Origin of the sequence: Paraburkholderia podalyriae (genome assembly GCF_014397785.1) — a bacterium.
GTDB classification, from domain to species: domain Bacteria; phylum Pseudomonadota; class Gammaproteobacteria; order Burkholderiales; family Burkholderiaceae; genus Paraburkholderia; species Paraburkholderia podalyriae.
Genome location: NZ_VZQQ01000020.1, coordinates 87,799 through 113,542 on the forward strand (window position 1 = coordinate 87,799; position 25,744 = coordinate 113,542).

The 25,744-nt window shown below is 66.7% G+C and carries 23 protein-coding genes; 14 read left to right on the forward strand and 9 right to left on the reverse strand.

The genetic code is table 11. The features are described 5' to 3' along the window. Positions 1 to 18: 18 nt before the first annotated feature. Positions 19 to 639 carry a GNAT family N-acetyltransferase gene (locus tag F6X42_RS23250; protein ID WP_187636447.1) on the reverse strand — a complete coding sequence of 207 codons (621 nt, stop codon included), beginning with the start codon at positions 637 to 639 and terminating at the stop codon, positions 19 to 21. Between the two features lie 130 nt (positions 640 to 769). Continuing rightward, positions 770 to 2,215, reverse strand: coding sequence for an NAD-dependent succinate-semialdehyde dehydrogenase (locus tag F6X42_RS23255; protein WP_187636448.1), 1,446 nt, complete (start codon positions 2,213 to 2,215; stop codon positions 770 to 772). Between the two features lie 293 nt (positions 2,216 to 2,508). Here F6X42_RS23255 and F6X42_RS23260 point away from each other — a divergent pair, with 293 nt between their 5' ends. The 5 genes from F6X42_RS23260 to F6X42_RS23280 all read left to right on the forward strand — a co-directional run bounded on the left by F6X42_RS23260 (position 2,509) and on the right by F6X42_RS23280 (position 7,352). Next, on the forward strand, positions 2,509 to 2,712 hold the full coding sequence (locus tag F6X42_RS23260; RefSeq protein ID WP_187636449.1) for a cold-shock protein: 204 nt from the start codon (positions 2,509 to 2,511) through the stop codon (positions 2,710 to 2,712). 36 nt (positions 2,713 to 2,748) lie between these two features. Then, a complete protein-coding gene (locus F6X42_RS23265) occupies positions 2,749 to 3,159 on the forward strand; it encodes a hypothetical protein (RefSeq protein ID WP_187636450.1) in 411 nt (136 codons plus the stop codon). A 369-nt stretch (positions 3,160 to 3,528) separates the two neighbouring features. Then, positions 3,529 to 4,950: a hopanoid biosynthesis associated radical SAM protein HpnJ gene (gene hpnJ, locus F6X42_RS23270; RefSeq protein WP_187636451.1), complete on the forward strand. Its 1,422-nt coding sequence runs from the start codon at positions 3,529 to 3,531 to the stop codon at positions 4,948 to 4,950. Then, positions 4,947 to 6,107, forward strand: coding sequence for a bacteriohopanetetrol glucosamine biosynthesis glycosyltransferase HpnI (gene hpnI, locus F6X42_RS23275; RefSeq protein WP_187636452.1), 1,161 nt, complete (start codon positions 4,947 to 4,949; stop codon positions 6,105 to 6,107). Before hpnJ ends, hpnI (F6X42_RS23275) begins: the two co-directional genes overlap by 4 nt. A gap of 180 nt (positions 6,108 to 6,287) precedes the next feature. After that, positions 6,288 to 7,352: a lysylphosphatidylglycerol synthase domain-containing protein gene (locus F6X42_RS23280; RefSeq protein ID WP_187636453.1), complete on the forward strand. Its 1,065-nt coding sequence runs from the start codon at positions 6,288 to 6,290 to the stop codon at positions 7,350 to 7,352. A gap of 94 nt (positions 7,353 to 7,446) precedes the next feature. Here the strand turns inward: F6X42_RS23280 and F6X42_RS23285 are convergent, their stop codons facing one another. Both F6X42_RS23285 and F6X42_RS23290 read right to left on the reverse strand, forming a co-directional pair. Next, positions 7,447 to 8,850: an ATP-binding protein gene (locus tag F6X42_RS23285; protein ID WP_187636454.1), complete on the reverse strand. Its 1,404-nt coding sequence runs from the start codon at positions 8,848 to 8,850 to the stop codon at positions 7,447 to 7,449. Continuing rightward, positions 8,847 to 9,506, reverse strand: a complete 660-nt coding sequence (locus tag F6X42_RS23290) for a response regulator (RefSeq protein ID WP_187636455.1) — start codon at positions 9,504 to 9,506, stop codon at positions 8,847 to 8,849. Before F6X42_RS23290 ends, F6X42_RS23285 begins: the two co-directional genes overlap by 4 nt. A gap of 386 nt (positions 9,507 to 9,892) precedes the next feature. On the opposite strand from F6X42_RS23290, the gene F6X42_RS23295 reads away from it, so the two are divergent. From F6X42_RS23295 to hpnK, 3 genes are read left to right on the forward strand one after another with little or no spacing between them, the layout of a single operon-like run. Beyond that, positions 9,893 to 10,039, forward strand: a complete 147-nt coding sequence (locus F6X42_RS23295) for a hypothetical protein (RefSeq protein WP_187636456.1) — start codon at positions 9,893 to 9,895, stop codon at positions 10,037 to 10,039. A gap of 19 nt (positions 10,040 to 10,058) precedes the next feature. Beyond that, complete coding sequence (gene hpnI / locus F6X42_RS23300; RefSeq protein ID WP_187636457.1) at positions 10,059 to 11,330, forward strand: bacteriohopanetetrol glucosamine biosynthesis glycosyltransferase HpnI; 1,272 nt, start codon at positions 10,059 to 10,061, stop codon at positions 11,328 to 11,330. Next, a complete protein-coding gene (gene hpnK, locus F6X42_RS23305; protein WP_187636458.1) occupies positions 11,330 to 12,160 on the forward strand; it encodes a hopanoid biosynthesis-associated protein HpnK in 831 nt (276 codons plus the stop codon). Before hpnI (F6X42_RS23300) ends, hpnK begins: the two co-directional genes overlap by 1 nt. Positions 12,161 to 12,198: 38 nt before the next feature. On the opposite strand, the gene F6X42_RS23310 is transcribed toward hpnK, so the two are convergent. The 3 genes from F6X42_RS23310 to F6X42_RS23320 are packed head-to-tail and all read right to left on the reverse strand — an operon-like array spanning position 12,199 to position 17,778. Then, positions 12,199 to 15,258 carry an efflux RND transporter permease subunit gene (locus F6X42_RS23310; protein WP_187636459.1) on the reverse strand — a complete coding sequence of 1,020 codons (3,060 nt, stop codon included), beginning with the start codon at positions 15,256 to 15,258 and terminating at the stop codon, positions 12,199 to 12,201. Further along, positions 15,255 to 16,379, reverse strand: coding sequence for an efflux RND transporter periplasmic adaptor subunit (locus F6X42_RS23315; protein WP_187636460.1), 1,125 nt, complete (start codon positions 16,377 to 16,379; stop codon positions 15,255 to 15,257). Before F6X42_RS23315 ends, F6X42_RS23310 begins: the two co-directional genes overlap by 4 nt. Then, entirely contained in the window at positions 16,369 to 17,778 is a 1,410-nt protein-coding gene (locus F6X42_RS23320; protein WP_187636461.1) for a TolC family protein, read from the reverse strand. The genes F6X42_RS23315 and F6X42_RS23320 overlap by 11 nt, the downstream gene beginning before the upstream one ends. A gap of 219 nt (positions 17,779 to 17,997) precedes the next feature. Here F6X42_RS23320 and F6X42_RS23325 point away from each other — a divergent pair, with 219 nt between their 5' ends. The 3 genes from F6X42_RS23325 (at position 17,998) to F6X42_RS23335 (ending at position 21,000) form a co-directional block, all read left to right on the forward strand. Next, a complete protein-coding gene (locus F6X42_RS23325) occupies positions 17,998 to 18,660 on the forward strand; it encodes a response regulator (protein WP_187636462.1) in 663 nt (220 codons plus the stop codon). Beyond that, positions 18,657 to 20,021 carry an ATP-binding protein gene (locus tag F6X42_RS23330; RefSeq protein ID WP_187636463.1) on the forward strand — a complete coding sequence of 455 codons (1,365 nt, stop codon included), beginning with the start codon at positions 18,657 to 18,659 and terminating at the stop codon, positions 20,019 to 20,021. Before F6X42_RS23325 ends, F6X42_RS23330 begins: the two co-directional genes overlap by 4 nt. Before the next feature lie 91 nt (positions 20,022 to 20,112). Next, positions 20,113 to 21,000, forward strand: a complete 888-nt coding sequence (locus F6X42_RS23335) for a ProQ/FinO family protein (RefSeq protein ID WP_187636464.1) — start codon at positions 20,113 to 20,115, stop codon at positions 20,998 to 21,000. A gap of 27 nt (positions 21,001 to 21,027) precedes the next feature. Here the strand turns inward: F6X42_RS23335 and F6X42_RS23340 are convergent, their stop codons facing one another. Then, positions 21,028 to 22,377 carry a TAXI family TRAP transporter solute-binding subunit gene (locus tag F6X42_RS23340; RefSeq protein WP_187636465.1) on the reverse strand — a complete coding sequence of 450 codons (1,350 nt, stop codon included), beginning with the start codon at positions 22,375 to 22,377 and terminating at the stop codon, positions 21,028 to 21,030. Positions 22,378 to 22,542: 165 nt separating this feature from the next. On the opposite strand from F6X42_RS23340, the gene F6X42_RS23345 reads away from it, so the two are divergent. The 3 genes from F6X42_RS23345 (at position 22,543) to F6X42_RS23355 (ending at position 24,419) form a co-directional block, all read left to right on the forward strand. After that, the gene (locus F6X42_RS23345) at positions 22,543 to 22,992 is read left to right on the forward strand and encodes a DUF2946 domain-containing protein (RefSeq protein ID WP_187636466.1); all 450 of its coding nucleotides are present in this window, start codon (positions 22,543 to 22,545) and stop codon (positions 22,990 to 22,992) included. A 108-nt stretch (positions 22,993 to 23,100) separates the two neighbouring features. Then, positions 23,101 to 24,033: a hypothetical protein gene (locus F6X42_RS23350; RefSeq protein ID WP_187636467.1), complete on the forward strand. Its 933-nt coding sequence runs from the start codon at positions 23,101 to 23,103 to the stop codon at positions 24,031 to 24,033. A 14-nt stretch (positions 24,034 to 24,047) separates the two neighbouring features. Next, positions 24,048 to 24,419: a copper resistance CopC family protein gene (locus F6X42_RS23355; protein WP_187636468.1), complete on the forward strand. Its 372-nt coding sequence runs from the start codon at positions 24,048 to 24,050 to the stop codon at positions 24,417 to 24,419. A gap of 54 nt (positions 24,420 to 24,473) precedes the next feature. Here the strand turns inward: F6X42_RS23355 and F6X42_RS23360 are convergent, their stop codons facing one another. Then, the gene (locus F6X42_RS23360; RefSeq protein WP_187636469.1) at positions 24,474 to 25,361 is read right to left on the reverse strand and encodes a LysR family transcriptional regulator; all 888 of its coding nucleotides are present in this window, start codon (positions 25,359 to 25,361) and stop codon (positions 24,474 to 24,476) included. Positions 25,362 to 25,744: the final 383 nt, after the last annotated feature.

Below are 25,744 nucleotides of genomic sequence, written 5' to 3' on the forward strand. Positions count from 1 at the left end.
CGGAAACTGGCGCGCCGCTTAGCGCGCCAGTTTCGCTTCGAGCATTGCCTTCACGGCCGGCCATTCGTCGTCGATGATGCTAAAGCGCACCGAGTTGCGCTTGCGACCATCGCGCATGATCCGCTCGTGCCGCACGATGCCTTCCTGTTTGGCGCCGATACGCAGGATCGCCGCGCGCGATGTGTCGTTGAGCTCGTCGGTCGTGAACTGCACGCGCACGCAGCGCATCACGTCGAACGCGTGGCACAGCAGCAGGTACTTCGCTTCGGTGTTCACGGCCGAGCGCTGCGCCGACGCGGCGAGCCACGTATGGCCGATTTCGAGCTTGCGGTTCGCGCGATCGATCTTCCAGAAGCGCGTGCTGCCGACGATCCGGCCAGCGCCCCCATTCTTTTCGTCTTTGTCGCGCCGCACGATCGCGAACGGCATCACTTTGCCGGCCGCGCGGCCGGCGAGCGCCGTGGCGATATAGGCGTCGATCGTCGCCGGGCCCGGCACGCTGGTCAGCTTCATGTCCCACAGTTGCCCGTCGGCGGCGGCGTCGACGAGGGCCTGCGCGTGCTCCTCGCGCAGCGGCCGCAGTTCGACGAACGAGCCGCTCAGCGTGGGTTGCATCGATCCGGCGGAAATATCGTTCATGGCAATAAAAAAGGTCCGCGAGCGGAAGACTCGTGGACCTGGCAGATCGGTTGAGCCGCGCTCGGCAACGATGCGAACGGCAAACCCGCGGCGCCGTTCCCGAAGCGCGTGATTGGCGTGATCCGCGTGATTAAGCCGACATCACCGTGACCGCCTTGGTCACGAGGTAGGCTTCCATCGCCTCCGGGCCGCCTTCCGAGCCGTAGCCGGAATCCTTGACGCCGCCGAACGGCATTTCCGGCGTCGGCGTGGCAGGCTGGTTGATCCACAGCATGCCGACTTCCATGCGCTGCGACAGCAGATGCACGTTGGCGAACGACTTCGTATACGCGTAGCCGGCGAGGCCGAACGGCAGACGGTTCGCTTCGGTGATCGCTTCTTCCAGCTTGTCGAAGCCGCGGATCGCGGCGACCGGGCCGAACGGCTCGTTGTTGAACACGTCGGCGTCGAGCGGCACGTCGGTCAGCACGGTCGCCGCGAAGAAGTTGCCTTCGGTACCGACACGCTCGCCGCCCGTCGCGACCTTCGCACCGGTCTTGCGGGCGTCGTCGACGACCCTGGCCATCGCGCCCAGACGGCGCGCGTTGGCGAGCGGCCCGAGCGTCGTGCCTTCGGCCAGACCGTCGCCGAGCTTCAGGCTTTCGGCGTGTTTGACGAGCGCCGCGGCGAACTCTTCGCGGATGCTGTTGTGCACGAGGAAACGCGTCGGCGAGATGCAGACCTGGCCCGCGTTGCGGAACTTCGCGGCGCCGGCCGCCTTGACCGCGAGCGCGACGTCGGCGTCTTCCGCGACGATCACCGGGGCGTGGCCGCCGAGCTCCATCGTCGCGCGCTTCATGTGCGAGCCGGCCAGCGCCGCGAGCTGCTTGCCGACCGGCGTCGAGCCGGTGAACGTGACCTTGCGGATCACCGGATGCGGAATCAGGTAGCTCGAGATTTCAGCCGGATCGCCGAACACGAGGCCGACCGTGCCGGCCGGCACGCCGGCTTCGACGAATGCCTGCAGCAGGGCCGCCGGCGAGGCCGGGGTTTCTTCCGGCGCCTTCACGAGGAACGAGCAGCCGCAGGCGAGCGACGCCGACAGCTTGCGCACGACCTGGTTGACCGGGAAGTTCCACGGCGTGAATGCCGCGACCGGGCCGATCGGCTCCTTGAGCACCTGCGACTGCGCGGCGAGGTTGCGCGACGGCACGATCCGGCCGTACACGCGGCGGCCTTCGTCCGCGAACCATTCGATGATGTCCGCGGCCGCCAGCACTTCGCCGCGCGCTTCGGCGAAAGGCTTGCCCTGTTCCTGCGTCATCAGGCGGCCGATGTCGGCGGCGCGCTCGCGCACGAGGGCGGCGGCACGGCGCATGATCGTCGCGCGCTCGTTAGCCGGCACCTTGCGCCACGCTTCAAAGCCGCGCTGCGCCGCTTCGAGCGCGCGGTCCAGATCAGCGATGCCGGCATGCGCGACCTTGCCGATGGGCTGGCCGGTCGCGGGGTTGATCACGTCGAGGGTCTTGCCGCTGGCGGCGTCGCACCATTCGCCGTTAATCAGAAGACGGGTATCGGTATAGCTCGAGATGGCCATGCTGGGTTCCTGTGAGTGGTAAAACAACTGGCCGCGCGGTCGTGCGGCACGAGGCGACACACCTGCGCGGCCATGAATGAATTGCCGATACCATTTATATTATCTGATTGCGGGTAATCGCACCGGGCGCGGACGGCAAGCGCCCGGTGCGGCATGCGGCTTGCTGCGGGCTTGGCACCGAACCGACTTTGCGGGTCGGGGCGGGGCGCCGCGACCGCGCTGCACGAACAGCCTGCACGACATAGCGCTTCATCCATTCAACCGCTACTCAAGCGCATCACGAGGACATCGACATGCCAACCGGAACAGTGAAGTGGTTCAACGACGCGAAGGGCTTCGGCTTCATCACCCCCGATGACGGCGGCGAAGATCTGTTCGCCCATTTTTCGGAGATTCGCACCGAAGGTTTCAAGTCGTTGCAGGAAAACCAGAAGGTCAGCTTCGAGATCAAGCAGGGACCGAAGGGCAAACAGGCAGCCGACATCAGACCCGCGTGACGTCGGCAGGGCGGCTCTCCCGCATGCGAGGTAACGATGGATAAGGACGCCGCCTACGCGGAGATCGAGCGGAATGGCGGCGCCGCCTATGCGAAACAGTTCGCCGCGCGCAATCCCGACGAACCGCTGACGCCGTTCTGTCATCGCTATCTGTTCGAACAGTCGCAGCGCGCCGACGCGGAGCATGACGCGGCCGCGGCCACGCACGACGATGAGCGCGGTTTCGCGCTGAGATCGCTCGCGCGCATGGAGGCGTCGTCGCATATCGCGCAAGCGGCGGCGAGCGCGTCGCGTGACGCGGCAGCCGGCGCCCACACGTCGGCACGTGCGGCGCGCCGCTCGGCCTTCTGGACCATGATCGCGGCGCTCGCGTCGGCTCTCGGCTTAGTGGTAAACGCGGCCCTCAATCTCGGTTGGCTGGAGTGGGCGAGGCATGTCGCTCGGTAAGCTTTGCGTAAGACCGGGCATTTGCGCGCGTGAATGTGGCGTGAATCGAGGGCTCGCAAACACGCTACCCGACGTTCCATTCAATACCACACCGATACGACATCGATGAGACACGGCTATGCAAGCGGGACGATCGCAACAAATCTACGCATATGGACATCGCGCGCGCGGCCTGAACGCAGTATTATTCTTCAGTTTTCCTTCAGCTTTGCTCCGTACTATTTGCGCCACTGCCCATGGCCTTTCCGGACCGCGGCCGCCGCTACGTGCATGTCGTGCGCAGGCTTTCGCGGCCTGCGCTTTGGGCAATGGATCAAATAGATTCCTACTGAAAACCGAAAGCGCCGATTAAGGCTTGCTGGAGCATCCATGAAAACCCTGTTCTTGCAGGCGCCGTCGTACGACGGCTTCGATGGTGGCGCGGGTTCGCGCTATCAGGCCAAGCGTGAAGTCCGCTCGTTCTGGTATCCGACGTGGCTCGCGCAACCTGCCTCACTCGTTCCCGATAGCCGCGTGCTCGACGCCACGGCAGATGGCCTGTCCGTCGACGCCGCGCTCGACATCGCCACGCAATACGAGCTGGTGGTGATTCACACCAGCACGCCGTCCTTCCCGACCGACGCCCTGTTCGCCGAGGACCTCAAGAAGCGCAAGCCGTCGCTGCTGATCGGCATGGTCGGCGCGAAGGTCGCGGTCGATCCGCATAACTCGCTGACCGCGACCCAAGCCATCGACTTCGTGTGTCGCGAGGAATTCGACTTCACCTGCAAGGAGATCGCCGAGGGCAAGCCGTTCGCGCAGATCCTGGGCTTGAGCTATCGCGCCCCCGACGGCTCGATCGAGCACAACGAAGCGCGCCCGATCCTCGAGAACATGGACGAACTGCCGTTCGTCGCGCCGATCTACAAGCGCGATCTGACGATCAAGAACTACTTCAACGGCTACCTGAAGCATCCATACGTGTCGCTCTACACCGGCCGCGGCTGCCGCTCGAAGTGCACGTTCTGCCTGTGGCCGCAAACGGTCGGCGGCCATCGCTATCGGGTGCGTTCGGTCGAGAACGTGCTCGAGGAAGTCAAGTGGATTCGCGACAACATGCCCGAAGTCAAGGAGATCATGTTCGACGACGACACGTTCACCGACTTCAAGCCGCGCGCGGAAGAAATTGCGCGAGGCATGGGCAAGCTGGGCGTCACATGGTCGTGCAACGCGAAGGCGAACGTGCCTTACTCGACGCTGAAGATCATGAGGGAAAACGGCTTGCGCCTGCTGCTGGTCGGCTACGAATCCGGCGACGACCAGATCCTGCTGAACGTCAAGAAGGGCTTGCGTACCGACATCGCGCGGCGCTTCGCACAGGACTGCCGCACGCTGGGCATCAAGGTGCACGGCACCTTCATTCTCGGCTTGCCGGGCGAGACGCCGGAAACGATCCAGAAGACCATCGAGTACGCGAAAGAGATCAATCCGCTGACGATCCAGGTGTCGCTCGCCGCGCCGTACCCAGGCACTACGCTCTATAACCAGGCGGTCGAGAACGGCTGGCTCGCGGAGAACAAGGTCATCAATCTCGTCAGCAAGGAAGGCGTGCAGCTGGCGGCGATCGGCTATCCGCATCTGTCGCGCGACGAGATGTATCACCAGCTGGAAAACTTCTATAAGCGCTTTTATTTCCGGCCGTCGAAGATCTGGGAGATCCTGCGCGAAATGCTGACGAGCTGGGACATGATGAAACGGCGCCTGCGCGAAGGCGTCGAGTTTTTCCGCTTCCTGCGCGCGCACGAGGCGTGAGCGCCGCGCACTTCGTCGCCGTCACGCTCGCGTATGCGTGCGCGGCGGCGACTGTTGTCGGCATCGGCTACACCGTGCTCGCGAGCGCGCTGATCGGGCGCTTCTTCGCGAGGGCGGTAGCCGAACCCTCCAGCTTTCCACCCATTACGGTTATCAAACCATTGCATGGCAACGAGTGGGCGTTGCTCGACAATCTGTCGAGCTTCGCTGCACAAGATTATCCGGGGCCCGTGCAATTCCTGTTCGGCGTGCACGACTCAGCCGATCCCGCGCTGCAAACCGTCGACGAGTTGCGGCGCCTGCATCCGCACGCGGACATTACCGTGGTCGCCGATGCCCGCCTGTACGGCCCGAACCGCAAGATCAGCAATATCCTCAACATGGTGCCGCAGGCGCGCCACGACGTACTTGTGTTCGCCGACAGCGACGTGGGCGTCGGTCCCGACTATCTGCGCAATGTGATCGGCGAATTGCAGAAGCCGGGCGTCGGACTCGTCACCTGCGCGTACCGCGGCCAGCCCGATCCGGGTCTCTGGCCGCGGCTGTCGGCGCTCGCGACCAACTATCAGTTTCTGCCGGGCGTCGTCACCGGACTCGCGCTCGGGCTCGCACGGCCGTGCTTCGGCCAGACCATCGCGATGCGGCGGGACACCTACGAGCGGATCGGCGGCTTCAAGCCGTTTGTGCATCATCTGGCCGAGGATTACGAAATCGGCGCGGCGGTGCGCGCGGCGGGCGAGCAGGTCGCCATTCCGCCGTTCGCGATCGCGCACGCGTGTGTCGAGGCGAGCGCGGCGGCGCTCGTCACGCACGAGCTGCGCTGGAGCCGCACGATTCGCCGCATCGATCCGCTCGCGCACTTCGGCACGGCACTTGTGCATCCGTTGCCGTTCGCGCTGCTTACGCTCGCGTGCTCGGGCGGCGCGCTGTGGGCGTGGCTGCTCGCGGCGGCGGCGATGGTCGCGCGTCTCGCGTTGAAGTGGCGCGCGGATCGGGCGCTGCGTCAGCGGTGCCGCGATCTGTGGCTTCTGCCGTTATGGGATATCGTAGCGTTTGCGATTTTCGTCGCGAGCTTCCGCTCGTCGCGGGTGATGTGGCGGGGCTTCAGCTTCAAGGTCGACGGCGATGGGTTGCTGTCGGCGGCGCAGGACGAATGACGAACGAACGGCAGATTGGACGGAAATGATCGAAGAGGTTTTGAGCGGGCGAAATGGGAGCGCCCTGGAGGCGAACGGGCGCGCCCCGGCGGCACGGACATCAGCGCCGGCGGTGATGCAGACCGTGGCACGCAGCATGCGGCGCATCACGTTGATTGAGGTCGTGTGCGAGGTGCCCGCATGATGAAGCATCTGGGCCGCGCGGCTGCGCTCGCGGGTTTGCTCGTTTCCCTGTGGCTCGTCTGGCGCGAGGATCCGCGCGCCGTGTTCGCCGTGTTGCGCGTGGCCGGTGGAGGCCTCGTGCTGGCCGCGCTTGCGCACGTGTTGCCTATCATCGCCAACGCCTGCGACTGGCGCTCGCTGATTCGCGGCGCGAACCGCCCCAGCCTCGGCAAGATGCTGCATCTGGTATGGGTGCGCGAATCGGTCAACTGCATGCTGCCGGTCGCGCGGATCGGCGGCGAACTCGTGTCGTTCCGCATGTTCAGGCGCTGGGGCGTCAGGCCGTCGACAGCGGTGGCCAGCACCATCGTCGACATGCAGCTGACCGTCATCAGCCAGTTGATGTTCACGATGGTCGGCATCGGTTTTCTATTTGCCAATGCGCAATCGGGCGCGCTTCGGCTCGCCGGGCAGCTCGCGTGGGGCGTGGTGGCGTTGGCGCCGGTGCTATTGCTGTTCGGGCTCTTGCAGCACGTGAATCCGTTCGAGCGCATCACGCGCGTGCTCAATCGTCTCACCAGCGGCAAGCTCACCACGCTGGTCGGCCAGTCCGCGCAGATCGATCAGTCGATCAAGCTGATCTGGCGCCGCCGCGCGGTCGTGCTGCGCTATCTGTTCTTCTGGCAGCCGCTGCAATGCGTGCTGACGTCGCTCGAAATCTGGCTCGCGCTGTATTTCCTCGGCGCGCGCGTGACGCTCGTCGAAGCGATCGTGATCGAGTCGCTGATCCAGGCGATCAGCAGCGCCGCGTTTTTCGTACCGGGTGGTCTGGGCGTGCAGGAGGGCGCTTTCGTGCTGATCGGCGGGGCGCTGGGGCTCGACCCCGCCACGTCTCTCGCGCTCGCGGCCGCGCGGCGAATTCGCGATCTGCTGATCTTCGTGCCGGGTCTGATCGCGTGGCAGCTCTTCGAGGCGTCCGGCGGCAGCGCGCGGCCGCATACCGCGCCGCACGGCGTGCGCCCCGAGCTGGCCAAGCAGCGTTCGGGCGTCGCAGACGCGAACCGGCGCGGCGAGCGGCGCTGAGCGCTCGGCGCGCGCGGTTTCTCGCTTGCCGCCCGCCTGGCCCACGGAAAATCCACCAGGCGCGCCGCGTCTTCGACACGCTCGCCGCGCGCCTTCAGCGCTCCGCGCGATAGGCCGGAAACGACACCTGCACCGCAAGCCCGCGCCCGCCGATCCCGGCGCCCAGCTGCAGACTCGCACCGAAATGGCCGGCGATCCGCGCAACGATCGACAAACCCAGCCCGCTACCGGTCGCCTGATTGCCGGTCGCGCGGAAAAAGCGGTTCGTGAGTCGCGCGAGATCGGCCGGCGCGACGCCGGGGCCGTCGTCGCGCACGCTCACCTGCACGCGCTCGTCGGCACGCTGCACCGCGACTTCCACGTTTCCGCCCGTGCATCCATACTTGATCGCGTTATCGAGCAGATTGTCGAGCAGGATGCCGATCAGCACGGGCTCGGCGTCGATCTCGGCGAGCATGTCGCCGACCAGCATCACGTTGATGTGCTTGTGCTGCGCATTGCGCCTGTTCGCGAGCAGCGTATCCTTCGCGATCGCCGCCGGCTTCAGCGGCTCGGTCGGCAGCCTCTCCTGCACGTCCAGGCGCGCGAGCAACAGCAGCTGCTCGGCGAGCCGCGCGCTGCGATCGACGCCTTGCACGACGCGCTCCATCGCGACCTTCTGCAACGCGATGTCCGGCTCGGCGAGCGCGACCTGCGCCTGCACCTTGATCGCGGCGAGCGGCGTCTTCAGTTCGTGCGCGGCGTCGGCGGTGAAGGCGCGCTCGAGTTCGAGCGCATGGTGCAGACGCGCGAGCATCTGGTTGATCGCATCGACCAGCGGGCGCACTTCGAGCGGCGTGCGGCCGATGCCGACCGGCTCCATCCGGTTGATGTCGCGCGCGCGGATCGCGGCCGACAGCACCTTCAGCGGCGCGAGACTCCAGCCGATGCTGAACCAGACGAGCAGCGCGAGCACCGGCAGCGCGATCAGCGTGGGCCGCGCGATGCGGCTCACGACACCGCTCACCAGGTCGCTGCGGGTGTTGGCCGGCTCGAACACGCGCACGATGTGACCGGGTGTGGTTTCGCGTAACGTGAACGAGTGATAGAGCTGATCGCCGAGCGTGACGTCCTGCGCGCCGCTTGCTGGCGGCAGCGGCAAATCCCATGCGGCGAGCGCGCGCAGTTGCGGGCTGCCCGCGAGAACGGCGCCGTTGGCCGCGCGCACCTGGAAAAGGGCGTCGCGCGGCAACGCGTCGTCGTCGTCGAGCTCGTTCGCGCCGGGCTCACCGCCTTTTTCTTCTTCGCGCACGTCGATACGCGCGTTTGCCAGTGTGGCCAGACTGGCCGGGTCGAGCAACGCGAGAATCTGCGCGAGTTCGGCGAGGCGCGCTTCTTCCCATTGGGCGACTTCGCGGGTCGCCAGCCGATAGCTCGACACGAGCGCGCCGCCCCAGACGATCGCGATGCTCGCGAGCACCAGCAGCACGAGGCGCCGACGAATCGACGGCCCGATCATTCTTTCTCCATCACATAGCCGATGTTGCGCACGGTCTTGATCAGGCTGGCGCCGAGCTTCTTGCGCAGGTTCGACACGTGCACCTCGATCGCATTGCTTTCGATTTCTTCCTGCCAGCCGTACAGGCTTTCTTCGAGCCGCGAGCGCGACTGCGGAATCCCGAGATTGGTCAGCAATTGCAGCAGGATCGCCCATTCGCGCGCCGTGAGCGGCACGCGCGCCGCGTCGAGCTGCACCGTTTGCGCGGCCGGATTCACTGTCAGATTCTGGTAACGAATCAGATCGATACTGCGACCTTGTGCGCGGCGCAACAGCGCGCGGCACCGCGCGATCAGCTCGGTGAGATCGAACGGCTTGCCGAGATAGTCGTCGGCGCCCGCTTCGAGACCGCCGACGCGATCGACGACCGTGCCTTTCGCGGTCAACACCAGCACCGGCACGTCATTGCCGGCGTCGCGCACCCGTTTGAGCAGCTCCGTGCCGCTCACGCGCGGCAGGCCGAGGTCGAGTATCACCAATGCATATTGAGTCGTGTCGAGCGCGAGGCCGGCCTTGTGGCCGTCGCGTGCCCAGTCGACTGTGAAGCCGGCCTGACGAAGGCCCGCTTCGACACCGCAGCCGATGAGCTCGTCGTCTTCTACGAGGAGTAAGCGCATGAGGCAAATATTCCATTGTGGGGTTTTATTGCATATCGTCCAGCGTTTTTACGCAAGCCGGCATCGATGATCGTGCACGCATCGTCCGCCGCGCTCCGAAGTGTAACCACGCCGTTCATTAGCCGCTTCATGCCATGCGCGTGCTTAAGGTCGCCTTCAGCTTGAATCGATACCATCGACACGCTATAAATGGGTCGTCGCGGATCCGTGATGCATGCGCGAGACCATGTCGCCGTCAGGCCATCGCAACCTGATCGTAAGGACTTCGATGGAGTGACCCGCGAGGCATTCTTTTTGCTGGTCTATTGCGTCAATCGAGGGTCTCGACGAGTCCCGCCCATCCCCAGGCATCCGGTCAGGCCGCAAGGCCACGCACGAGGCACGTTATGAAGCCAGTCACCACCGACATGCTGCGAGCCCATTTGCCAGTCGCGTCTGTGACGGCCGCGGTCGCGTCGAACTGTCCGCTTCGCTGGCGCGTCGTGCTGCATCTGCGCCTGACGGGGCAACCGTTCGTGCTGGCCGGACACTGACGGAAACGGACGACACACAATGGCGGCGCACGCGTTGATTGCATGTCAATGGCTCCTGTTAGCCGGCTGCGTTAGCGCTTCGATTTACACGGTTGCCGCCGCGCTCGCCATGCCGTTTTTTACCGCACGGCATAAATCGAACCATCACGGCGGCAGGTCCGTCAGTCGCGCGCCCAGTCATCCGCCGATGCATGCGCTCGAGCGCCCGGCCGATCCGTTCGCGCAGGTCGGTGTCAGCGTGCTGAAGCCGCTGTGCGGCGCCGAGCCGCGTCTCTACGAAAATCTGCGAACCTTCTGCGAGCAGCGGCATCAGCATTTTCAACTGGTGCTGGGCGTCTCGTCGCCGCACGATCCCGCCATCGCGGTGGTGCGCCGTTTGCAGGCCGCCTATCCGAACTGCGACATCGAGCTCGCAATCGACACACGCGTGCACGGCAGCAATCTGAAAGTCAGCAACCTGATCAACATGGCCGCGCGCGCGCGTCACGACGTGATCGTGATCGCCGACAGCGACATCGCCGTCGACCCGGACTATCTCGACAGCGTCGCCGCGCCGCTCGCGGACCCCAACGTCGGCGTGGTGACGTGCCTGTACGTCGCGCGCGGCGTCGGCGGCTTCTGGCCGCGCGTCGGTGCGCTGTTCATCAACGAGTGGTTCGCGCCCTCGGTGCGGGTCGCCCATGCGATGGGCTCGCGCCGCTTCGGTTTCGGCGCGACGCTCGCATTGCGGCGCGCGACGCTCGAGCGCATCGGCGGCTTCGAAGCGCTGAAAAACTACCTCGCCGACGACTACTGGCTCGCCGAGCACGTGCGCGCGCTCGGTCTGCAAACGGTGCTGTCGCGCGTGATGGTCGCCACCGACGTGATCGAGCCGACCTTCGCCGCGCTGTGGCAACGCGAAACCCGCTGGCTGCGCACGATCCGCTCGGTCAATCCGCCGGGTTTCCTGTCGCTGCTGATCACATTCCCCACACCGTGGCTGTTGACGAGCGCGTGGCTGACCGCGTCGCTCGCGACCAGCAACTGTGCTCATGCGCCGTTCGCGGCGGTGATCGCGAGCGCGTCGGCCAGCGCGGTCTGCATTGGCGCGCGGCTGCTGCTGCATCTGCGCGCGGCGCGCCGCGCGCGCACGTTCTGGCGCGATCTGCCGCTCGTGCCGTTGCGCGATACGCTGCTCGCAGCCCAGTGGCTCGTCAGCGCATTCGGTTCGCACGTCGTGTGGCGCGGAGAGCGCATGCAGGTCGGCACGCCGTCCACCGAGCGCAGCGGCCGGCTGGACAGTCTCACCTGATGGACAGCGTGAAGCCGGCCCAGCCGCGCGGATTGATCACCACCGCCGACGATTTCGGCCTGCATCAGCGCGTCAATATCGCGGTCGAGCGCGCGCATCGCGACGGTGTGCTGCGCGCCGCGAGTCTGATGGTCGGCGCACCAGCCGCGACAGACGCGGTCGCGCGCGCGCGTGCGCTGCCGGAACTGCGGGTGGGCCTGCACCTCGTGCTGGCCGACGGCGCCGCGCTGGCGCCGCGCGAGCAGGTCGCCGCGCTGCTCGACGAAAGTGGCCGCTTCGGCAGCAACATGGTGCGCGACGGCGTGCGCTTCTTCTTTCTGCCGCATGTGCGCCGGCAGCTCGCGCACGAAATTCGCGCGCAGTTCGAAGCCTTCGCCGCGACGGGCCTTACGCTCGACCACGTGAACACGCACAAGCATTTTCATCTGCATCCGACCGTGCTCGGCCTGATCCTCGACATCGGCCGCGACTACGGCATGAAGGCGATGCGTCTGCCGTTCGAAGCTAACGCGCCGCTGTGGCTGCGGCCGTGGATCGAGCACGTGAAGACGCGGCTCGAACACGCGGGGATCGCGCACAACGACTACGTGGTCGGCATCGCGGCGAGCGGACGCATGGATGAGGCGGCCTGGCTCGCCGCGCTCGCGAATCTGCCGCACGGCGTCGGCGAAATCTACTGTCATCCGGCGCTGGCCGGCGACGCGCTGAGCGACGGCATGCACGACTACCGGCATGCCGACGAGTTGCAGGCGCTGCTGTCGCCAAGGGTCGCCGCCGCGATCCGCGCGCTCGGCGCGCGGGTCGGCGGGTTCGCGGATGTGCTTGCGTAGCGGTGCGTTTCGCGAAACGCGCAAAACCCGGCCCGCGCTCACACCGTCCGCTGTTTCATCAACAGCTTCAGCAACGCGGGCAGCAGCAACAGCACGAGCGGTAACTGCACAATCAGCCCCGAAATGATCGCGATCGCGAGCGGTTGCTGCATCGCCGAGCCTTGCCCCAGTGCGAATGCGAGCGGCAACAGCGCGAGGATCGCCGCGATCGTCGTCATTGCGATCGGTCGCAGACGGTTGCGGCCGGCGGCCTGCAACGCGTCGTCGAATGGCATCTCGTCGTCGCGCACCAGCGCCTGCAACTCCGACACATAGAAGATCGCGACCTCGGTCACGATGCCGATGATCATCGTCATGCCCATCATCGCGGAGATGTTCAATTCGATGCCGGTGATCCACAGGCCGATGAACACCGCGCCGGTCGCGAGCAGCGGCATCGCCAGCACAGCGAGCGCGACGCGCAGGCGTTCGTACAGGAACAGCAGCAGGCCGAACACCAGCGCGATCGCGGCGCCGAACACGGTTAGCAGGCCCTTGAAGGCGATCTGCTGTTGCTGGTACAGCCCGCCGAGTTCGTAGTAGACGCCCGAGGGCAGCAGGTTCGCGTCGCCGAGCGCCTTCTGCACATCGGCGATCGTCGAGCCAAGATCGCGTCCGTCGATGCGGGCGGTGACCGCGACCATCCGCTTGAGGTTCGAGCGGCTGATCTCGGGTTGACCGGTGACGCTCACGCGATCGGCGACGCGCTCGAGCGCGAACAGATGTCCGTCCGGCGCGCGTATCTGTAACTGACCCAGTTGCGTATCGGTCAGCTGACGCGCGCCGTTCACGCGCACGCGCACGCCGATCGTTTTCGGGCCGCTCTGGAACTGCGTCGCGACATTGCCTTCGAGCATGTCGGTGACGGCCTGCGCGATCGCTTGCGGGTCCATGCCTTCGGCTGCGGCAGCGGCGGGCAGGATGTGCAGTTCGATGGCATCGCCGGCGGGGTTGATGCCGTCGTTCACGTCGACGATGCCCTGAATCTGGCCGATCCGCGCGGCGACCTTGCGCGCGGTCGTGTCGAGCGTGTGGGAGTCGTCGGAGAAGATCTTGATTTGCACCGGCTGCGGCACCGCCGTCAGATCGCCGATCAGGTCTTCCATCAGCTGGGCGAGTTCGATGCTGACGCCCGGCACCTGCGTATCGATCTGCGAGCGGATTTCTTCCATCACGGCGTCGATCGGCTCGCGCTTGCCGGACTTCAGCCGCACGAAGAAGTCGCCCTTGTTCGGCTCGTTCAGATCGCCGCCGAGGCCCGCGCCGGTACGGCGTGAATAGGTCGCGACGTTCGGATTCGCGCGCACGATGCGCTCGATCTGCTTCATCAGCCGGTCCGTTTCGGTGATCGACGTGCCCGGCGGCGTGTGATAGTCGAGCACGAAGCCGCCTTCGTCCATGCTCGGCATGAAGCCGCTGCCGACGCGCGTGAACGCGAACGCGGCGACGACGATCAACGGCATGAGGCCGAGCAGCACCAGCGGCGGTCGAGCGATCACACGCTGGACCGTCACCGCATAGCGCCGGTTCAGCGACGCGGCGAAACGCGTGTCCTCGTGCTCTTCGGCGTCTTTGGGCTTCAGCCAGCGGTCGCACAGGATCGGCACCGCGAGCCACGTCACGAGGAACGAAATGAACAGCGCGCTCGCCATCGTCAGCGACAGCGCCTGGAAAAAGGCCCCCGTCACGCCCGACAGAAATGCGAGCGGCACGAAGATGATCAGCGTCGCGGCCGACGAACCGGCGAGCGGCCGCGTGAATTCGAGTGCCGCGGCCATCACGCGGCCGTGGAAAGCGTGTGCGCCGGCTTCGCGCATGCGCCGCACGATATGCTCGATCATCACGATCGCGTCGTCGATGACGAGGCCGACCGCGGCCGCCATGCCGCCCAGCGTCATGATGTTGAAGCCCATGCCGAACACGTCGAGCAGCAGGATCGTCGCGGCCATCACGACCGGCACCAGCGCGACCGCGATCGCGGTGATCTTCCAGTTGCGCAGGAAGAAGAACAGAGTCGCTGCCGCGAGCACGATGCCGATCATGATCGCGTCGCGCACGCTGGTGGCCGATGCGATCACGAGTTCGCTCTGGTCGTACCAGTTCGACAGATGCACGCCCGCGGGCATCTGCGGCTCGAACGCGGCGAGCTTCGCGCGGATCGCCCGCGCCATCGCAACGCTGTTGGCGCCGGGTTGCTGATACACGTTCAGTAGCACGGCATCCTGACCATCGGCGGTGACGCGCATCCATTGCGGCACGACGCCCTGGCTCACCGTCGCGACGTCGCCGAGCCGGATCTGCGCGCCGTTTGCGTTGCCGTTGGCGGCCACGACGACGTTGCGCAGTTCGTCGAGCCGCGTGATCGTCGAGTTCGTGACGACGAGGTACAGCTTGTCGTGATCCTCGATGCGGCCGTTTGCCATCAGCACATTGCTCGCGCCGATCGCCTTCGATACATCGGCGAGCGACAGCTTGTACGCGGCGAGGCGGGCGGGATCGACAGCGACTTCGAACTCGTCCTGCGCGCCGCCGGTCACCTCGACGCGCGCGACGCCTTCCACCGACGACAGCAGCGGCCGCATCTGGAACTGCGCGAGATCGCGCAGTGCGGACAGCGACTGCCGCGTCGACGTAAGGCTGTACGCGAGCACCGGAAACACGGTCGGGTCCATGCGCCGCACCTGCATCGTGGTGCCGGGCGGCAGCGCCGCGAGAATTTCGCTGATCGCCGATTGCGCTTGCAACGTCGCCTGGGCCATATCGGTGCCCCAGTCGAAGTTCAGCGAGATTTCCGCGGCGCCGCGGCTCGTCCTCGATGCGACGTCGCGCACGTTCGGTACGCGCCGCAGCGCTTCCTCGACCGGCATCGTGACGAGCGTGGCCATCTGCTCGGCGGGGCGGTCGCCCGCGTCGAGCGACACGACCGCGCGCGGAAACGCGACGTTCGGAAACAGCGAGATCGGTAGACGAAACGCGCTCAGCGCGCCGGCAATCGCGAGCAATGCGATGACGAACAGCAGCGAGCGGCGATGCGTCTGCATCCATTGGCCGAAGTTCATCGCGCGCCGTCCCCGCCGGCGCGTACCGCCATGCCGTCTTTCAGCTCGTAGTTGCCGCTGGTCACGACGCCGAGCGCGGGGTCGAGCGGACCGTCGACGCCGTAGCGCCCGCCGTTTTCGACCGCGATGCTCACCGCGACGCGGTGCGCCTTGTTTTGCGGGGTGATCTGGAACACGTATGCGTGCTGGCCATCCCGCAGCACGGCCGCGCGCGGCACGATCCAGTGCGTGCCGGTGCGCGTCGCGATGTCGCCGGCGACGCGTGTACCGGGGATGAACGGCGTCTGCGCGAGCGGCACCGTCGCGCCGATGTTGACCAGCTGGGATTGCGGATCGATCGCCGCGCCGACGAACACCACGCGGCCGTCAATCGACGTCTGCGCGAGTGCCGCGGACAGGCCGTGCAGCGTGACGGCATCGCCGGGGTGGATCGAGGCGGCGTCGGTGGGCTCGACACCGAGCGTCACGTTTGCGCGCGCGTCGCGGCTCGCGCCACTCGCGAGCTGCAGGATCGCCGCGCCGGCCTGTAACTGGTCGCCTTGCGCTGCGGACAACTGCAACACCACGCCGTCGAACGGCGCGGTCACGATCTTGTTGCCGCTCGCGATGCCGGTCTGATTCTGCGCGGCGAGCGCTTCGCGCGCATCGTCGACGGCCTTGCTCGCGCTGGCGAGCTGCGATTGCGTCGCGAGACCCTTGTCGTACAGCGACCGGCTACGGATGAGTTCGCCTTGCGCGAGCGCCAGCGCGCCTCTCGCCTGGGTTGCGGCAAGCACCGCGGCTGGATCGGCCTGTACGACGAAAAGTGGCGCACCGCGTTTGACGGTCTCGCCCGCCTGAACGCGCATCTGCACGATCCGCGAGACGTAGGGCAGATTGATCGTCGTGACGTTCGACGCCGTGGCCGCGACGCTCCCGAAGCCGCGCACCGGCTGCGCGATTGCGGCGCGCTGCACGCGCACGGTCTGCACAGCGACCGACGGTTGCGCTTGGCCGGCGGCGCTGTCGTCCGCATGAACCGGATGGACCGTTGCATACAACAGGACCGCGCAAACGAGCGGCGCGGCGGCGGCCGCAACACGCGGCCACGGATGCCGCGATGAAAACAGGCTATTTCGCATGAGTGTCGATGAAAGTCAGGTCGGATAGAAAGGCGTCGGGAATCGCGCTGCCGAGCAGCGCCTGCAAGCCGACGCGTTGTTCGTCGAGCGCTTCGCGCAGCGTCGCGACGTCGATGCGTTTCGTGAGCGCGGCGCTTTGTGCGTCGGTGTACGCCCCGAGCACGAGGTTGCGTTCGGCGTAGGCCGCCGCGGCGTCGCGCGCGGCGCGCTCGACGCCGGGCAGCGCGGCTTCGGTCTGCTGCAATTGGCGCGCGAGAATCGCGCTGTCTTCGCGCAGCCGGGCGACGTCCGCATACGCCTGGTTCAGGCGGGTCTGGTACTCGTCGCGAAGCCGCTGGCGGGTCGCTTTTTCGATCGCGACATTGCCCTGGTTGCGGTTGAAGATCGGCAGACTCAGGTTGATCTGAAAACCGCTCGTGTAGATGTTCGACGTGTCGCGCGCACGCACGAAGCCGACCGACAGACTCGGGAACTGGCTCAGAATCGCCGCGCGATATTTCTGCTCCTGCGCTTCGTACCCGGCTTGCAGCGCGATCAGATCGGGCCGGCGGCGGGCGAGGTTGGCGAGCGCCGCGTCGAGCGTCGCGTCGGGGAGCGGCGCGACCTCATTGTCGCTGCCCGTTTGCAATTGCAATTGCACGTCCGGCGCGAGGCCGAGCAGCGCATTCAGATCGTGACGCGTTTGCGCGGCCGCGCGCTCGGCGTCGGTGTATTGTTTGCGCGCGTCGCTATAGGCGAGGAGCGCGGCGCTCAAGGTATCGTCGGTCAGGTTGCCGTCGGCGCGCGCCGCGGCCATGCGCTCGTAACGCGTGCGCGCGAGATCGCGTTGCTGTTGCAACAGCGGCAGCGTGCGCTGCTGGAAACAGGTCTTCACGAACAGCTGCCGCGCTTGCGCGACAATCTGCCATTCCTGCCACAGCAGGCCGAGATCGGTCTTCGCGAGCGTCGCGTCGGCGGACTGTTTATTCGCGCTGCGCAGCACGATCGCCATCACGTCGATGCTGAGGCCATAATTGAACGCGCGTGTGGTGCCCACCGCGCCCGGATAATCGCTCGACACGCTCAGTTGCGGATCGGGCAGCAGACCCGCCGAATAAGCCTGCGCGCCGGCGATGCCGAGATCGTCGCGGGCGAGCTTTAGATCGGGGTTGTTGGCGACCGCGAGCATCGCGACTTCATCGATGTCGAGCCCGTCGGCGGGATCGAAACGATGCGCGGCCAGTTCGGGCAGCGGCATGCTCGCGGGATCGATACGGATCCGTTCGAGCGATCGCGCGGACGTCGAGGTGTCCTGCGGCGCGAGCGGTTCGCGGTGATAGGTCGCGCAGCCGCTCATCAGCAGCACGCACAACGGCACGAGCGCGCGCACACGCAGCGCCACGGCATGGAAAACAGGCAAAATCCGGCTCCTGCGAATCATCGGAAGGGGCGAGCGACGCGCGAGCGAGGCCTCGCAAAGAAAGCCGATTTTCCACAGCGCGCGCTTAAGATAGCCTTAACGTCGAATCGCGTGACACGCGCCGCGAAATCGACGCGTCGTCAGTACCGCGTAAGCGTTCGTTAAGCTGCCGCGGTCGATAATGCGGCGGCCAAAACCGCATCAAGGAGAGGAGAGGCCATGCGCCTGCTACTGGTCGAAGACGACGACATGATCGCGGAATCGGTGCTGGGCGCGATGCGCCGCGCCGGCTACGCGATCGATTGGGCCGAGGACGGCCGCGCGGCGGAACTGTCGCTCGATAACGGCGTGTACGACCTCGTGCTGCTCGACCTCGGCCTGCCGAAAAAAGACGGCATCGACGTGCTGAACGCGTATCGCCGCAACGGCGGCGCGGCGCCGGTGATGATCCTGACCGCGCGCGACGCGGTCGACGAACGCATCCGCGGTCTCGACGCCGGCGCCGACGACTACCTGATCAAGCCGTTCGATCTCGACGAACTGGCCGCGCGCATTCGCGCGCTGCTGCGTCGGCGCACCGGCCAGAAGCAGCCGGTCTACAGTCACGGCGAACTGACGCTCGACCCCGCCGCGCATGAAGTCACCCGGGACGGCGTGCCGCTGCCGCTGGTGCCGCGCGAATTCGCGCTGCTGCAGGCGCTGATCGAGGAGCCGACACGCGTGTTCACGAAGGCCGAACTCGAAGAAAAGCTGTACGGCTGGGGCGAGGAAGTCGGCAGCAACACGATCGAAGTGCATGTGCACAGTCTGCGGCGCAAGATCGGCGCGGACCAGATCGTGACCGTGCGCGGCGTCGGCTATCGCCTGAAGAGGTGCGGATGACGTCGATTCGCCGCTGGCTGCTCGGTTGGCTGATCTTCGGCATGGCGGCGGCGTCGATGGTCGCGGCTTTCGCGATCTTCCATACCGCGCGGCGCGAGGCGAGCGAGCTGTTCGACTACGAACTGCGCACCGTCGCGCTGTCGCTGCCGTCGGGGCTGCGAGGCGCAGGCAGCAGCGAGCGGCGTGACCCCGATCTCGGCGATCTCGCCGACGACCGCATCGTCATCGAGATCTGGGACAGCAACGAGACGCTCGTCTATCACTCCGCGCAGGCGCCGGTGTTCGGGCGTCTGCCGCCGGGCTTCAACACGGTGCCGCGCGGCGACTATCACTGGCGCACCTTCGGCGTCGCGCAGAAAGACCGCTACGTGCAGGTCGCCCAGCCGGTCTCGGTGCGCGAGGACCTCGCGCTGCACCTCGCGCTGCACACGCTGTGGCCGCTTGGCGTGCTGCTGCCGGTGACGATGGCGCTCGTGCTGCTGGTGGTCGCGCGCGGGCTCGCGCCGATCGGCGGGCTGTCGCGCGCGCTCGCGACGCGTTCGATCGATTCGCTCGAACCGCTGCGGCTCGATGGCAACCTGCCGGTCGAAATCCGGCCGCTCGTCGAAGCGCTGAACGATCTGCTGCAGCGCTTGCATACGGCATCGCAGGGGCAGCGCACGTTTATCGCCGATGCCGCGCACGAACTGCGCTCGCCGCTCGCGGCGCTGAAGCTGCAACTGCAGGCGGCGTCGCGCGACGGATCGCTCAGCGGCGAGGGGCAGACGCTTGAGCGCGTCGAGCATCGCGTGAATCGGATCATCCACCTCGTGCAGCAACTGCTGACGCTCGCGCGCGAAGACGCGCAGCCCGTGACCTCGACGGTGCCGGTCAGCCTGCGCCGCATCGGCGAGCAGGCGGTCAGCGATTGTTCCGTGCTGGCGGAGCTGCGCGAGATCGATCTCGGCCTCGAATGCGAACACGCGCGCGCGCCGAACGACGCTTATACGGTGCTCGCCGAGCCGCACAGTATCAGCGTGTTGTTAGGGAACCTGATCAATAACGCAATCCGTCACACGCCGCCGGGCGGCCGTGTCGACGTGGTGCTGCGGCGCGCGGGAGAGCGGGTCGGGTTCGAGATCGTCGATAGCGGCTCGGGAATTCCGGATGCGGAGCTTGAACGCGTGTTCGACCGCTTCTATCGCGGCGAGGAGTCGAAGGGCGAGGGCAGCGGACTCGGTCTCGCGATCGTCGCACGGATCGCCGAGCGGCATCACCTCGAACTGTCGCTGCGCAATAATGTCGGCGCGCCGGGTTTGCGAGTGTCGGTCACCGGGCTGCGCGCGCACGATGCCGCCGCGCCCGCCGCGGCCGCGAATTGACCATCGTCACTCGTGCTCGGACTTGTCATGAGCGCGCGGGCGCACGCTGCTACAATCTCGTCTTTACAGATCGACAGACTGATTGTGCACTATGGGTTTCGAACAACTCGCTGAACTGAAGAAGCAACTGGCCGCGGCGCGCGCCGCCGCCGAGTCGGCCGGCAAGCCCGATCGCAAATCGGCGGCGCGCCCCGCTTCGAAGTCCACCGGCAAGCCCGCCTCAAATGCCGGGGCGCATGCTGACTCACGTCCCGACCGTGGCGTCAATCCCGGCGCGAAGCCTGAAGGCCGGTCCGGTGCGAAGCCGGGCGCGAAGGCCGGCGGTCGCCCGGACGGCAAACCGGGCACGCGAGCCGGCCGCCCACAGCCGGCGCGCCACGGCGCGCCCGCGGTGGACGCCAAGCCGGTTGATCCGGTGGTGCGCTCGATCGGTCGTCTGCAAAAACGTTTCCCGGTCGCTTTCCCAAAGAATCCCGCCCCGAAGCTGCCGCTGAAGATCGGCGTTTTCGAAGACCTCGTCGTGCATGCGAAGGAACTGTCGCTGAGCGAAGCCGAGTTGCGCGACGCGATCAAGACGTGGTGCCGTGGCGGACGCTACTGGAAGAGCCTCGTCGAAGGCGCGGCGCGCGTCGATCTGGCGGGCGTCGAAGTCGGCAAGGTCACGGCGCAGGAAGCGGCCGGCGCGCAGCGCCTGCTCGCGCATCGCGCGGCGAAGGGCGCGCAGAAGGCCGCCGAAGCGACGGCCAACGCAAACGCGCCGGCCGCTGCAGCCGCGACGGGCGAGCACGCGGCCGCTGACAAGCCGCAAGCCGAAGCACCGGCAGTCGCCGAACAGGCGGTCCCGCAAGCGGATGCCGCCGCCGCGTCGGCGCAAACCGCGGCGGCGAATACCGCCGCAAACACGGCCACCGAAGCGCCAACGAGCGCGCAAGACGATCCGCAGGCCACCACTCCCGCTTCCACTCCGTCCCAGCTCTAACCCTGGCAGCGCCCGTCACGGTCTCGGTCACGAGGTCATGACGGGCCGCGCAGCCGTCAGCCGGCTGCGCACGAATCCCACATGCTCGCGCAGCACATAAAACGCATCCGCATGAGCGAGCGGCATGCGCAGATGGCTCAGCGCCGCCTCGATCTCGTCCAGTTGCCCCAGTAGCTGCCTGCGCTCCTCTTCGGTTGCGCCGGCGAGCGCGTGCCGCTCGATCGCAATCAGCGAACCGTAATAGCGATAGATGCGCGAGCGCACCCGCCAGCGGTACAACGCCGGAATCACCCGCATGGCGGGCAACAGCAGCACGGCGATCGGCAACAGCAGGACCAGCGTGCGATCGCCGATGCTCGCGAGCCAGAACGGCAGCGTCCGATACAGAAAGCCCTTGCCGGTCCGGTAATAGCGCTGCGCGTCCTCGCTGACCGGGTACTCGTGCGCGACCGGGTTCGGGAACTGCCCGGCATGCTGCAACAAGCCAGCGGTGCCGTGTACTTCCTGCGCCGCCTCGATCAATAGATCGGAAATCGCGGGATGCAGCGTGCTGCGCGCGACGAGCTCGACGGTCGGGCTGATCAGGTGAACGGTCTCGGGCGGAATGCGCCGCTTCAGATCGAGCACGCCGGGCGGCAGGTCGATCTGGTCGAGAAACGGAAAGACGCGCGTATAGGCGTTCGCTTCGTCGAAATTCATCACCGAGATGCCGGGGACGCGCAGCAGCCGCAGCATCAGGCCGCGCGTCGCGGAGTCGCCGCTCAGGATCGCCGCGTCGACTTCGCCGGCGACCAGCTGCGTGGCGGCCTGCAGGCCGTCGCTCGGCACCAGCGTCGTGTCGCCGCCGGGCTCGATGCCGTTCGCCGCGAGCAGTTGCAGCGCGAGCAGCCGCGTGCCGCTGCCTTCGCGGCCGACCGCGATCCGCTTGCCTTCGAGCTGCGCGAGCTGCGTGAGCGCCGCGCCGCGATAGAACACGACGATCGGCACATAGAACACGCTACCGAGCGACACCAGCGACGACGTGTCGAGCCCTTCGGCCACCCCGCCTTGCACGAAAGCGATATCGACGTGCTGCTTCGGGTCCAGCAGCCGTTGCAGGTTCTGCACCGAACCATCGGATTCGAGCACGTTCAGGCGGATGCCGTTGCGAGCGAGGATCTTGCGGTACTGGTTCGCCGTGGTGACGAACGAACTGTCGCGCGGGCCGGCGCTGATCGTGATCGTGCGCGGCGGCGCCGGATTGGCGATCCACACGATCAGCACGACCGCGAACGCGATCAGCAGCGCCGTGATGAAGTAGGGCAGCAGATGCTCGCGCCATTCGGTGCGCGTCAGTTCGCCGGGAAAGTGCCGAGGACGCGGACGCAGCGCTTTCATGAAGACTCCGTGCGTGAAGCCGGGATCAGGCATTGTCGCCTGCGCGGGGCGGCTCGATAGAGGCAGCAGCCGACGGCCTGAAAAAACGACCAACATGGCATAATTTGCCGCAAATCGCGGTCTGGCAGTAGTGGACGACAAAACTCACGGCGTGGCGCTGGGCGCATGTTGAATCGATGGCATCGGAAGATCGGCAGTTGGCTGGGATTGCTCGCGATCCTGATGACGACGCTCGCGCCGACGGTCTCGCAGACGCTCGCCGCCCATTATCACGCCGGCGCGATGATGGACGAGCATTGCCGGACGGCGTCGATGCCGGGCATGCAGATGCAGGACGACGCGCCCGAGCCCACCCAGGTCGTCGCCACGCCCGACGGCCCGGACGACGCCGGCACCGGGGCCAGTCATGCCGGCGAAAAGCACGCCCAGATGTCCGGCGACGCTTGCGGCTATTGCAGCCTGCTCGCGCATCTGCCGGTGATGCCGAGCGTCGGCATGCTGTTCGTCGCCGCGATCCGGGCGCGGCAGCACGCGGCCGCGACGCGCTTCGACAGCGTGCACCGTGTCGAACCGCTTAGCTTCGCGCAGCCACGCGCCCCGCCTTTCACCTCCTGATTCGAATCACGTACGACGTGATGCGCCAACCCGCGTCGCGCCTGCTCGCGCGCGTCCGTTCGACGGCGCGCGCCAGCATCGTAATAACCGATCCGACAGGATGCACTCATGCACACACCAGCAACACGCGGCGGCCGTGCGCCGCGCGCGGCGCCGCTCGTCGCGGCCGCCACCTATGTCGCCTGCACCGCCTACGCCGCGTGCGGCGTCGCCGGCCTCATCGCCGTGCCGTCCGTTGCGCAGGCGCACGCGATCGCGGGGGACCGCGTATTTCCGGCGACGCTCGCCATCGACGACCCCGGCGTCGGCGACGAAGCCAACTTCGAGTACGGCCATCAGCGCGTGCCAGGCGACGCTGGCGACCAGAGCATCAATACCTTCAGCTTCGAATACGACAAGCTGATCACGCCGCGTCTCGCGGTGTCGATCGACGGCGCGTACGCGATGCAGAACAACCCGCGCGCGGCCGGCTTCAACAACTTCGGCGTCGGCCTCAAGTACCTGCTGTACGTGAACGAGCCGCACGAGCTGATGACGTCGATCGGCCTCAGCGCGGAACTCGGCGGCACCGGCAGCCGTGCGATCGCCGACAACTTCTCGACGATCTCGCCGACCGTCTACATCGGCAAGGGCATGGGCGATCTGCCCGATTCGCTCGCGTATCTGCGGCCGGTCGCGATCACGGCCGAGGCGGCCCCCGCGTTGAACACCGGCGCGGGTCAGCCCAACGCGTTCAACTACGGCTTCACCGTGCAGTACAGCCTGCCGTATCTGCAGCAGCACGTGCACGACGCGGGCCTGCCGCAGCCGTTCGCGAACCTGATTCCGCTCGTCGAGATTCCGCTGTCGCGCAGCCAGGGGCAGACGACCGGCACCGTCAATCCGGGCTTCATCTGGATGAATCGCTACGGACAGTTCGGCGTTGAGGCGCAGATTCCGATCAACCGCGCGAGCGGCTCGCACGTCGGCATTCTGGTGCAGGCGCACCTGTTCTTCGACGACATTGCGCCGACCACGCTCGGCAAACCGCTGTTCCAGTGATCCGGAGACAAACGATGAACAACACCTTCAAACATCACGCGATGCGCGCCGCGGCACTGATCGCTGGCGTGACGCTCGCGAGCGCGGCCCTCGCGCATGTGTTTCCGCAGAAGCAGGAGCCGGGCGCGGGCGCATCGGTGGTAGCGCCCACGCAGGTCAAGCTGACCTTCGACGGGCCGCTCGAACCGGCGTTCAGCTCGCTCACCGTCAGCAATGCGAGCGGCAAGCCGGTCAGCACGCAGAAGTCCTCGGTCGACCCGCAGCAGCGCGCGGTGATGACGCTGCCGCTGCCGACGCTCGCTGCCGGGCACTACACCGTGCATTGGGTCGCGGTGGCGTCGGACGGCCATCGAACGCATGGGGATTATGGGTTCGATGTGAAGTAGCGCGGAACGACGCGGCGTGTCGCCGTGCTCGCGCCGCAGTTGTTCAAGCGGCGCTCAAACCCGCTTGAACAACTGCCGCGCGAGCGAGCACATCAGCATCGTCGCCGGCGATTCGTCCTGCAGGCGCCGGCTCATGATGATCGGTGACGCCGCGCTTGCCGACGGAATCGGTCGATATGCGACGCCATGCGCGCGCAAGCCCTCGACGCTCTCCGGCACGAGACAGACGCCGACCTGCGCGGCGACCAGCCCGAGCGCGGTCTGCAACTCGCGCACTTCATGGATCGCTTTAGGCTCCAGCGCCTGATCGTGCATCGCCGAGATCTGCTGGTCCGCGTAGCTCGGCCGCGGCGTGCTCGGATAGACGATCAGCGTTTCCTCGGCGAGCGCCGCGAGCGTCAGCGGCTTCTTCTGCCGGGCGAGCGGATGGTCCTGCGGCAACGCGGCGATCATCCGCTCCTCGACGAGCACTTCGCGCGCGAGCTGAGCATCGTCGAAGCGCAGGCGGCCGAAGCCGACATCGATGCGGCCGCCTTTCAGCGCGGCCAACTGCTCGATCGTGAACATCTCGATCAGCGACAGCTCGATATGCGGCGCGGCCTCCCGAAACGCGCGGATCACCGCGGGCAGCGCGCCATACAGCGTCGACGGCACGAAGCCGATCACGATGCGCTCCGCGAGTTGCGCGAGCCGGCGCGTGAGCGGCGCGAGCTCGTCGGCTTCATCGATCAGACGTTTCGCCTGGGTGTAGAAAATGCGGCCGGCCTCGGTGAGCCGCAACGGCCGCGAGCCGCGCTCGAACAGCGGCAGGCCGACACTTTCCTCGATCTGCTGGATCTGTCGCGACAGCGGCGGCTGTGTCATATGCAGACGGTTGGCCGCCCGCGTGATGTTCATCTCCTCGGCGACCGCGACGAAGTAGCGAAGTTGGCGAAATTCCATGCGTGCCTCTGAGGTGTGATGCGTCGGCGATCAGTGTTGCGTTGGTCCGGTACGGAGCTCCCGCCGCGGCGCTGCGCGAGGGCAACGAATGATAGCAACTGAGCCATCAAATGGCCGCCAGATGGCGCATGAGCGCCTTGGAAGCCCAGCGCCTCGCCGGCATCGAAGGCGGCACGCTCGTTGCGGCACCGTTCATTGCGGGGGCGGCGGCGTCTGGGCGGTTCAATCGATGGCGCGCGCATTCGTTTGAAAGACGTGGGGGCAGCGGATAGCAGAGGAGGGAGATCATGTGGCCCATTGTTCTCGATACGCTTGGCGCGCTCGCGGTGCTCGCGAGCGTCGCCGCGCAGATCGCGCTGCTGCTCAAGCAGAATTATTCTTCG

What these genes read in the sequence shown, in the direction of transcription:
- hpnK (WP_187636458.1), top strand. Translation starts at nt 11,330, where the DNA reads ATGGACAGCGTGAAGCCGGCCCAGCCGCGCGGATTGATCACCACCGCC.
- F6X42_RS23315 (WP_187636460.1), bottom strand. Translation starts at nt 16,379, where the DNA reads ATGCGAAATAGCCTGTTTTCATCGCGGCATCCGTGGCCGCGTGTTGCG.
- F6X42_RS23255 (WP_187636448.1), bottom strand. Translation starts at nt 2,215, where the DNA reads ATGGCCATCTCGAGCTATACCGATACCCGTCTTCTGATTAACGGCGAA.
- F6X42_RS23285 (WP_187636454.1), bottom strand. Translation starts at nt 8,850, where the DNA reads ATGATCGGGCCGTCGATTCGTCGGCGCCTCGTGCTGCTGGTGCTCGCG.
- F6X42_RS23295 (WP_187636456.1), top strand. Translation starts at nt 9,893, where the DNA reads ATGAAGCCAGTCACCACCGACATGCTGCGAGCCCATTTGCCAGTCGCG.
- F6X42_RS23360 (WP_187636469.1), bottom strand. Translation starts at nt 25,361, where the DNA reads ATGGAATTTCGCCAACTTCGCTACTTCGTCGCGGTCGCCGAGGAGATG.
- F6X42_RS23290 (WP_187636455.1), bottom strand. Translation starts at nt 9,506, where the DNA reads ATGCGCTTACTCCTCGTAGAAGACGACGAGCTCATCGGCTGCGGTGTC.
- F6X42_RS23250 (WP_187636447.1), bottom strand. Translation starts at nt 639, where the DNA reads ATGAACGATATTTCCGCCGGATCGATGCAACCCACGCTGAGCGGCTCG.
- F6X42_RS23335 (WP_187636464.1), top strand. Translation starts at nt 20,113, where the DNA reads ATGGGTTTCGAACAACTCGCTGAACTGAAGAAGCAACTGGCCGCGGCG.
- F6X42_RS23280 (WP_187636453.1), top strand. Translation starts at nt 6,288, where the DNA reads ATGATGAAGCATCTGGGCCGCGCGGCTGCGCTCGCGGGTTTGCTCGTT.
- F6X42_RS23345 (WP_187636466.1), top strand. Translation starts at nt 22,543, where the DNA reads ATGTTGAATCGATGGCATCGGAAGATCGGCAGTTGGCTGGGATTGCTC.
- F6X42_RS23310 (WP_187636459.1), bottom strand. Translation starts at nt 15,258, where the DNA reads ATGAACTTCGGCCAATGGATGCAGACGCATCGCCGCTCGCTGCTGTTC.
- F6X42_RS23330 (WP_187636463.1), top strand. Translation starts at nt 18,657, where the DNA reads ATGACGTCGATTCGCCGCTGGCTGCTCGGTTGGCTGATCTTCGGCATG.
- F6X42_RS23350 (WP_187636467.1), top strand. Translation starts at nt 23,101, where the DNA reads ATGCACACACCAGCAACACGCGGCGGCCGTGCGCCGCGCGCGGCGCCG.
- F6X42_RS23340 (WP_187636465.1), bottom strand. Translation starts at nt 22,377, where the DNA reads ATGAAAGCGCTGCGTCCGCGTCCTCGGCACTTTCCCGGCGAACTGACG.
- F6X42_RS23260 (WP_187636449.1), top strand. Translation starts at nt 2,509, where the DNA reads ATGCCAACCGGAACAGTGAAGTGGTTCAACGACGCGAAGGGCTTCGGC.
- hpnI (WP_187636457.1), top strand. Translation starts at nt 10,059, where the DNA reads ATGGCGGCGCACGCGTTGATTGCATGTCAATGGCTCCTGTTAGCCGGC.
- F6X42_RS23265 (WP_187636450.1), top strand. Translation starts at nt 2,749, where the DNA reads ATGGATAAGGACGCCGCCTACGCGGAGATCGAGCGGAATGGCGGCGCC.
- F6X42_RS23355 (WP_187636468.1), top strand. Translation starts at nt 24,048, where the DNA reads ATGAACAACACCTTCAAACATCACGCGATGCGCGCCGCGGCACTGATC.
- hpnJ (WP_187636451.1), top strand. Translation starts at nt 3,529, where the DNA reads ATGAAAACCCTGTTCTTGCAGGCGCCGTCGTACGACGGCTTCGATGGT.
- F6X42_RS23325 (WP_187636462.1), top strand. Translation starts at nt 17,998, where the DNA reads ATGCGCCTGCTACTGGTCGAAGACGACGACATGATCGCGGAATCGGTG.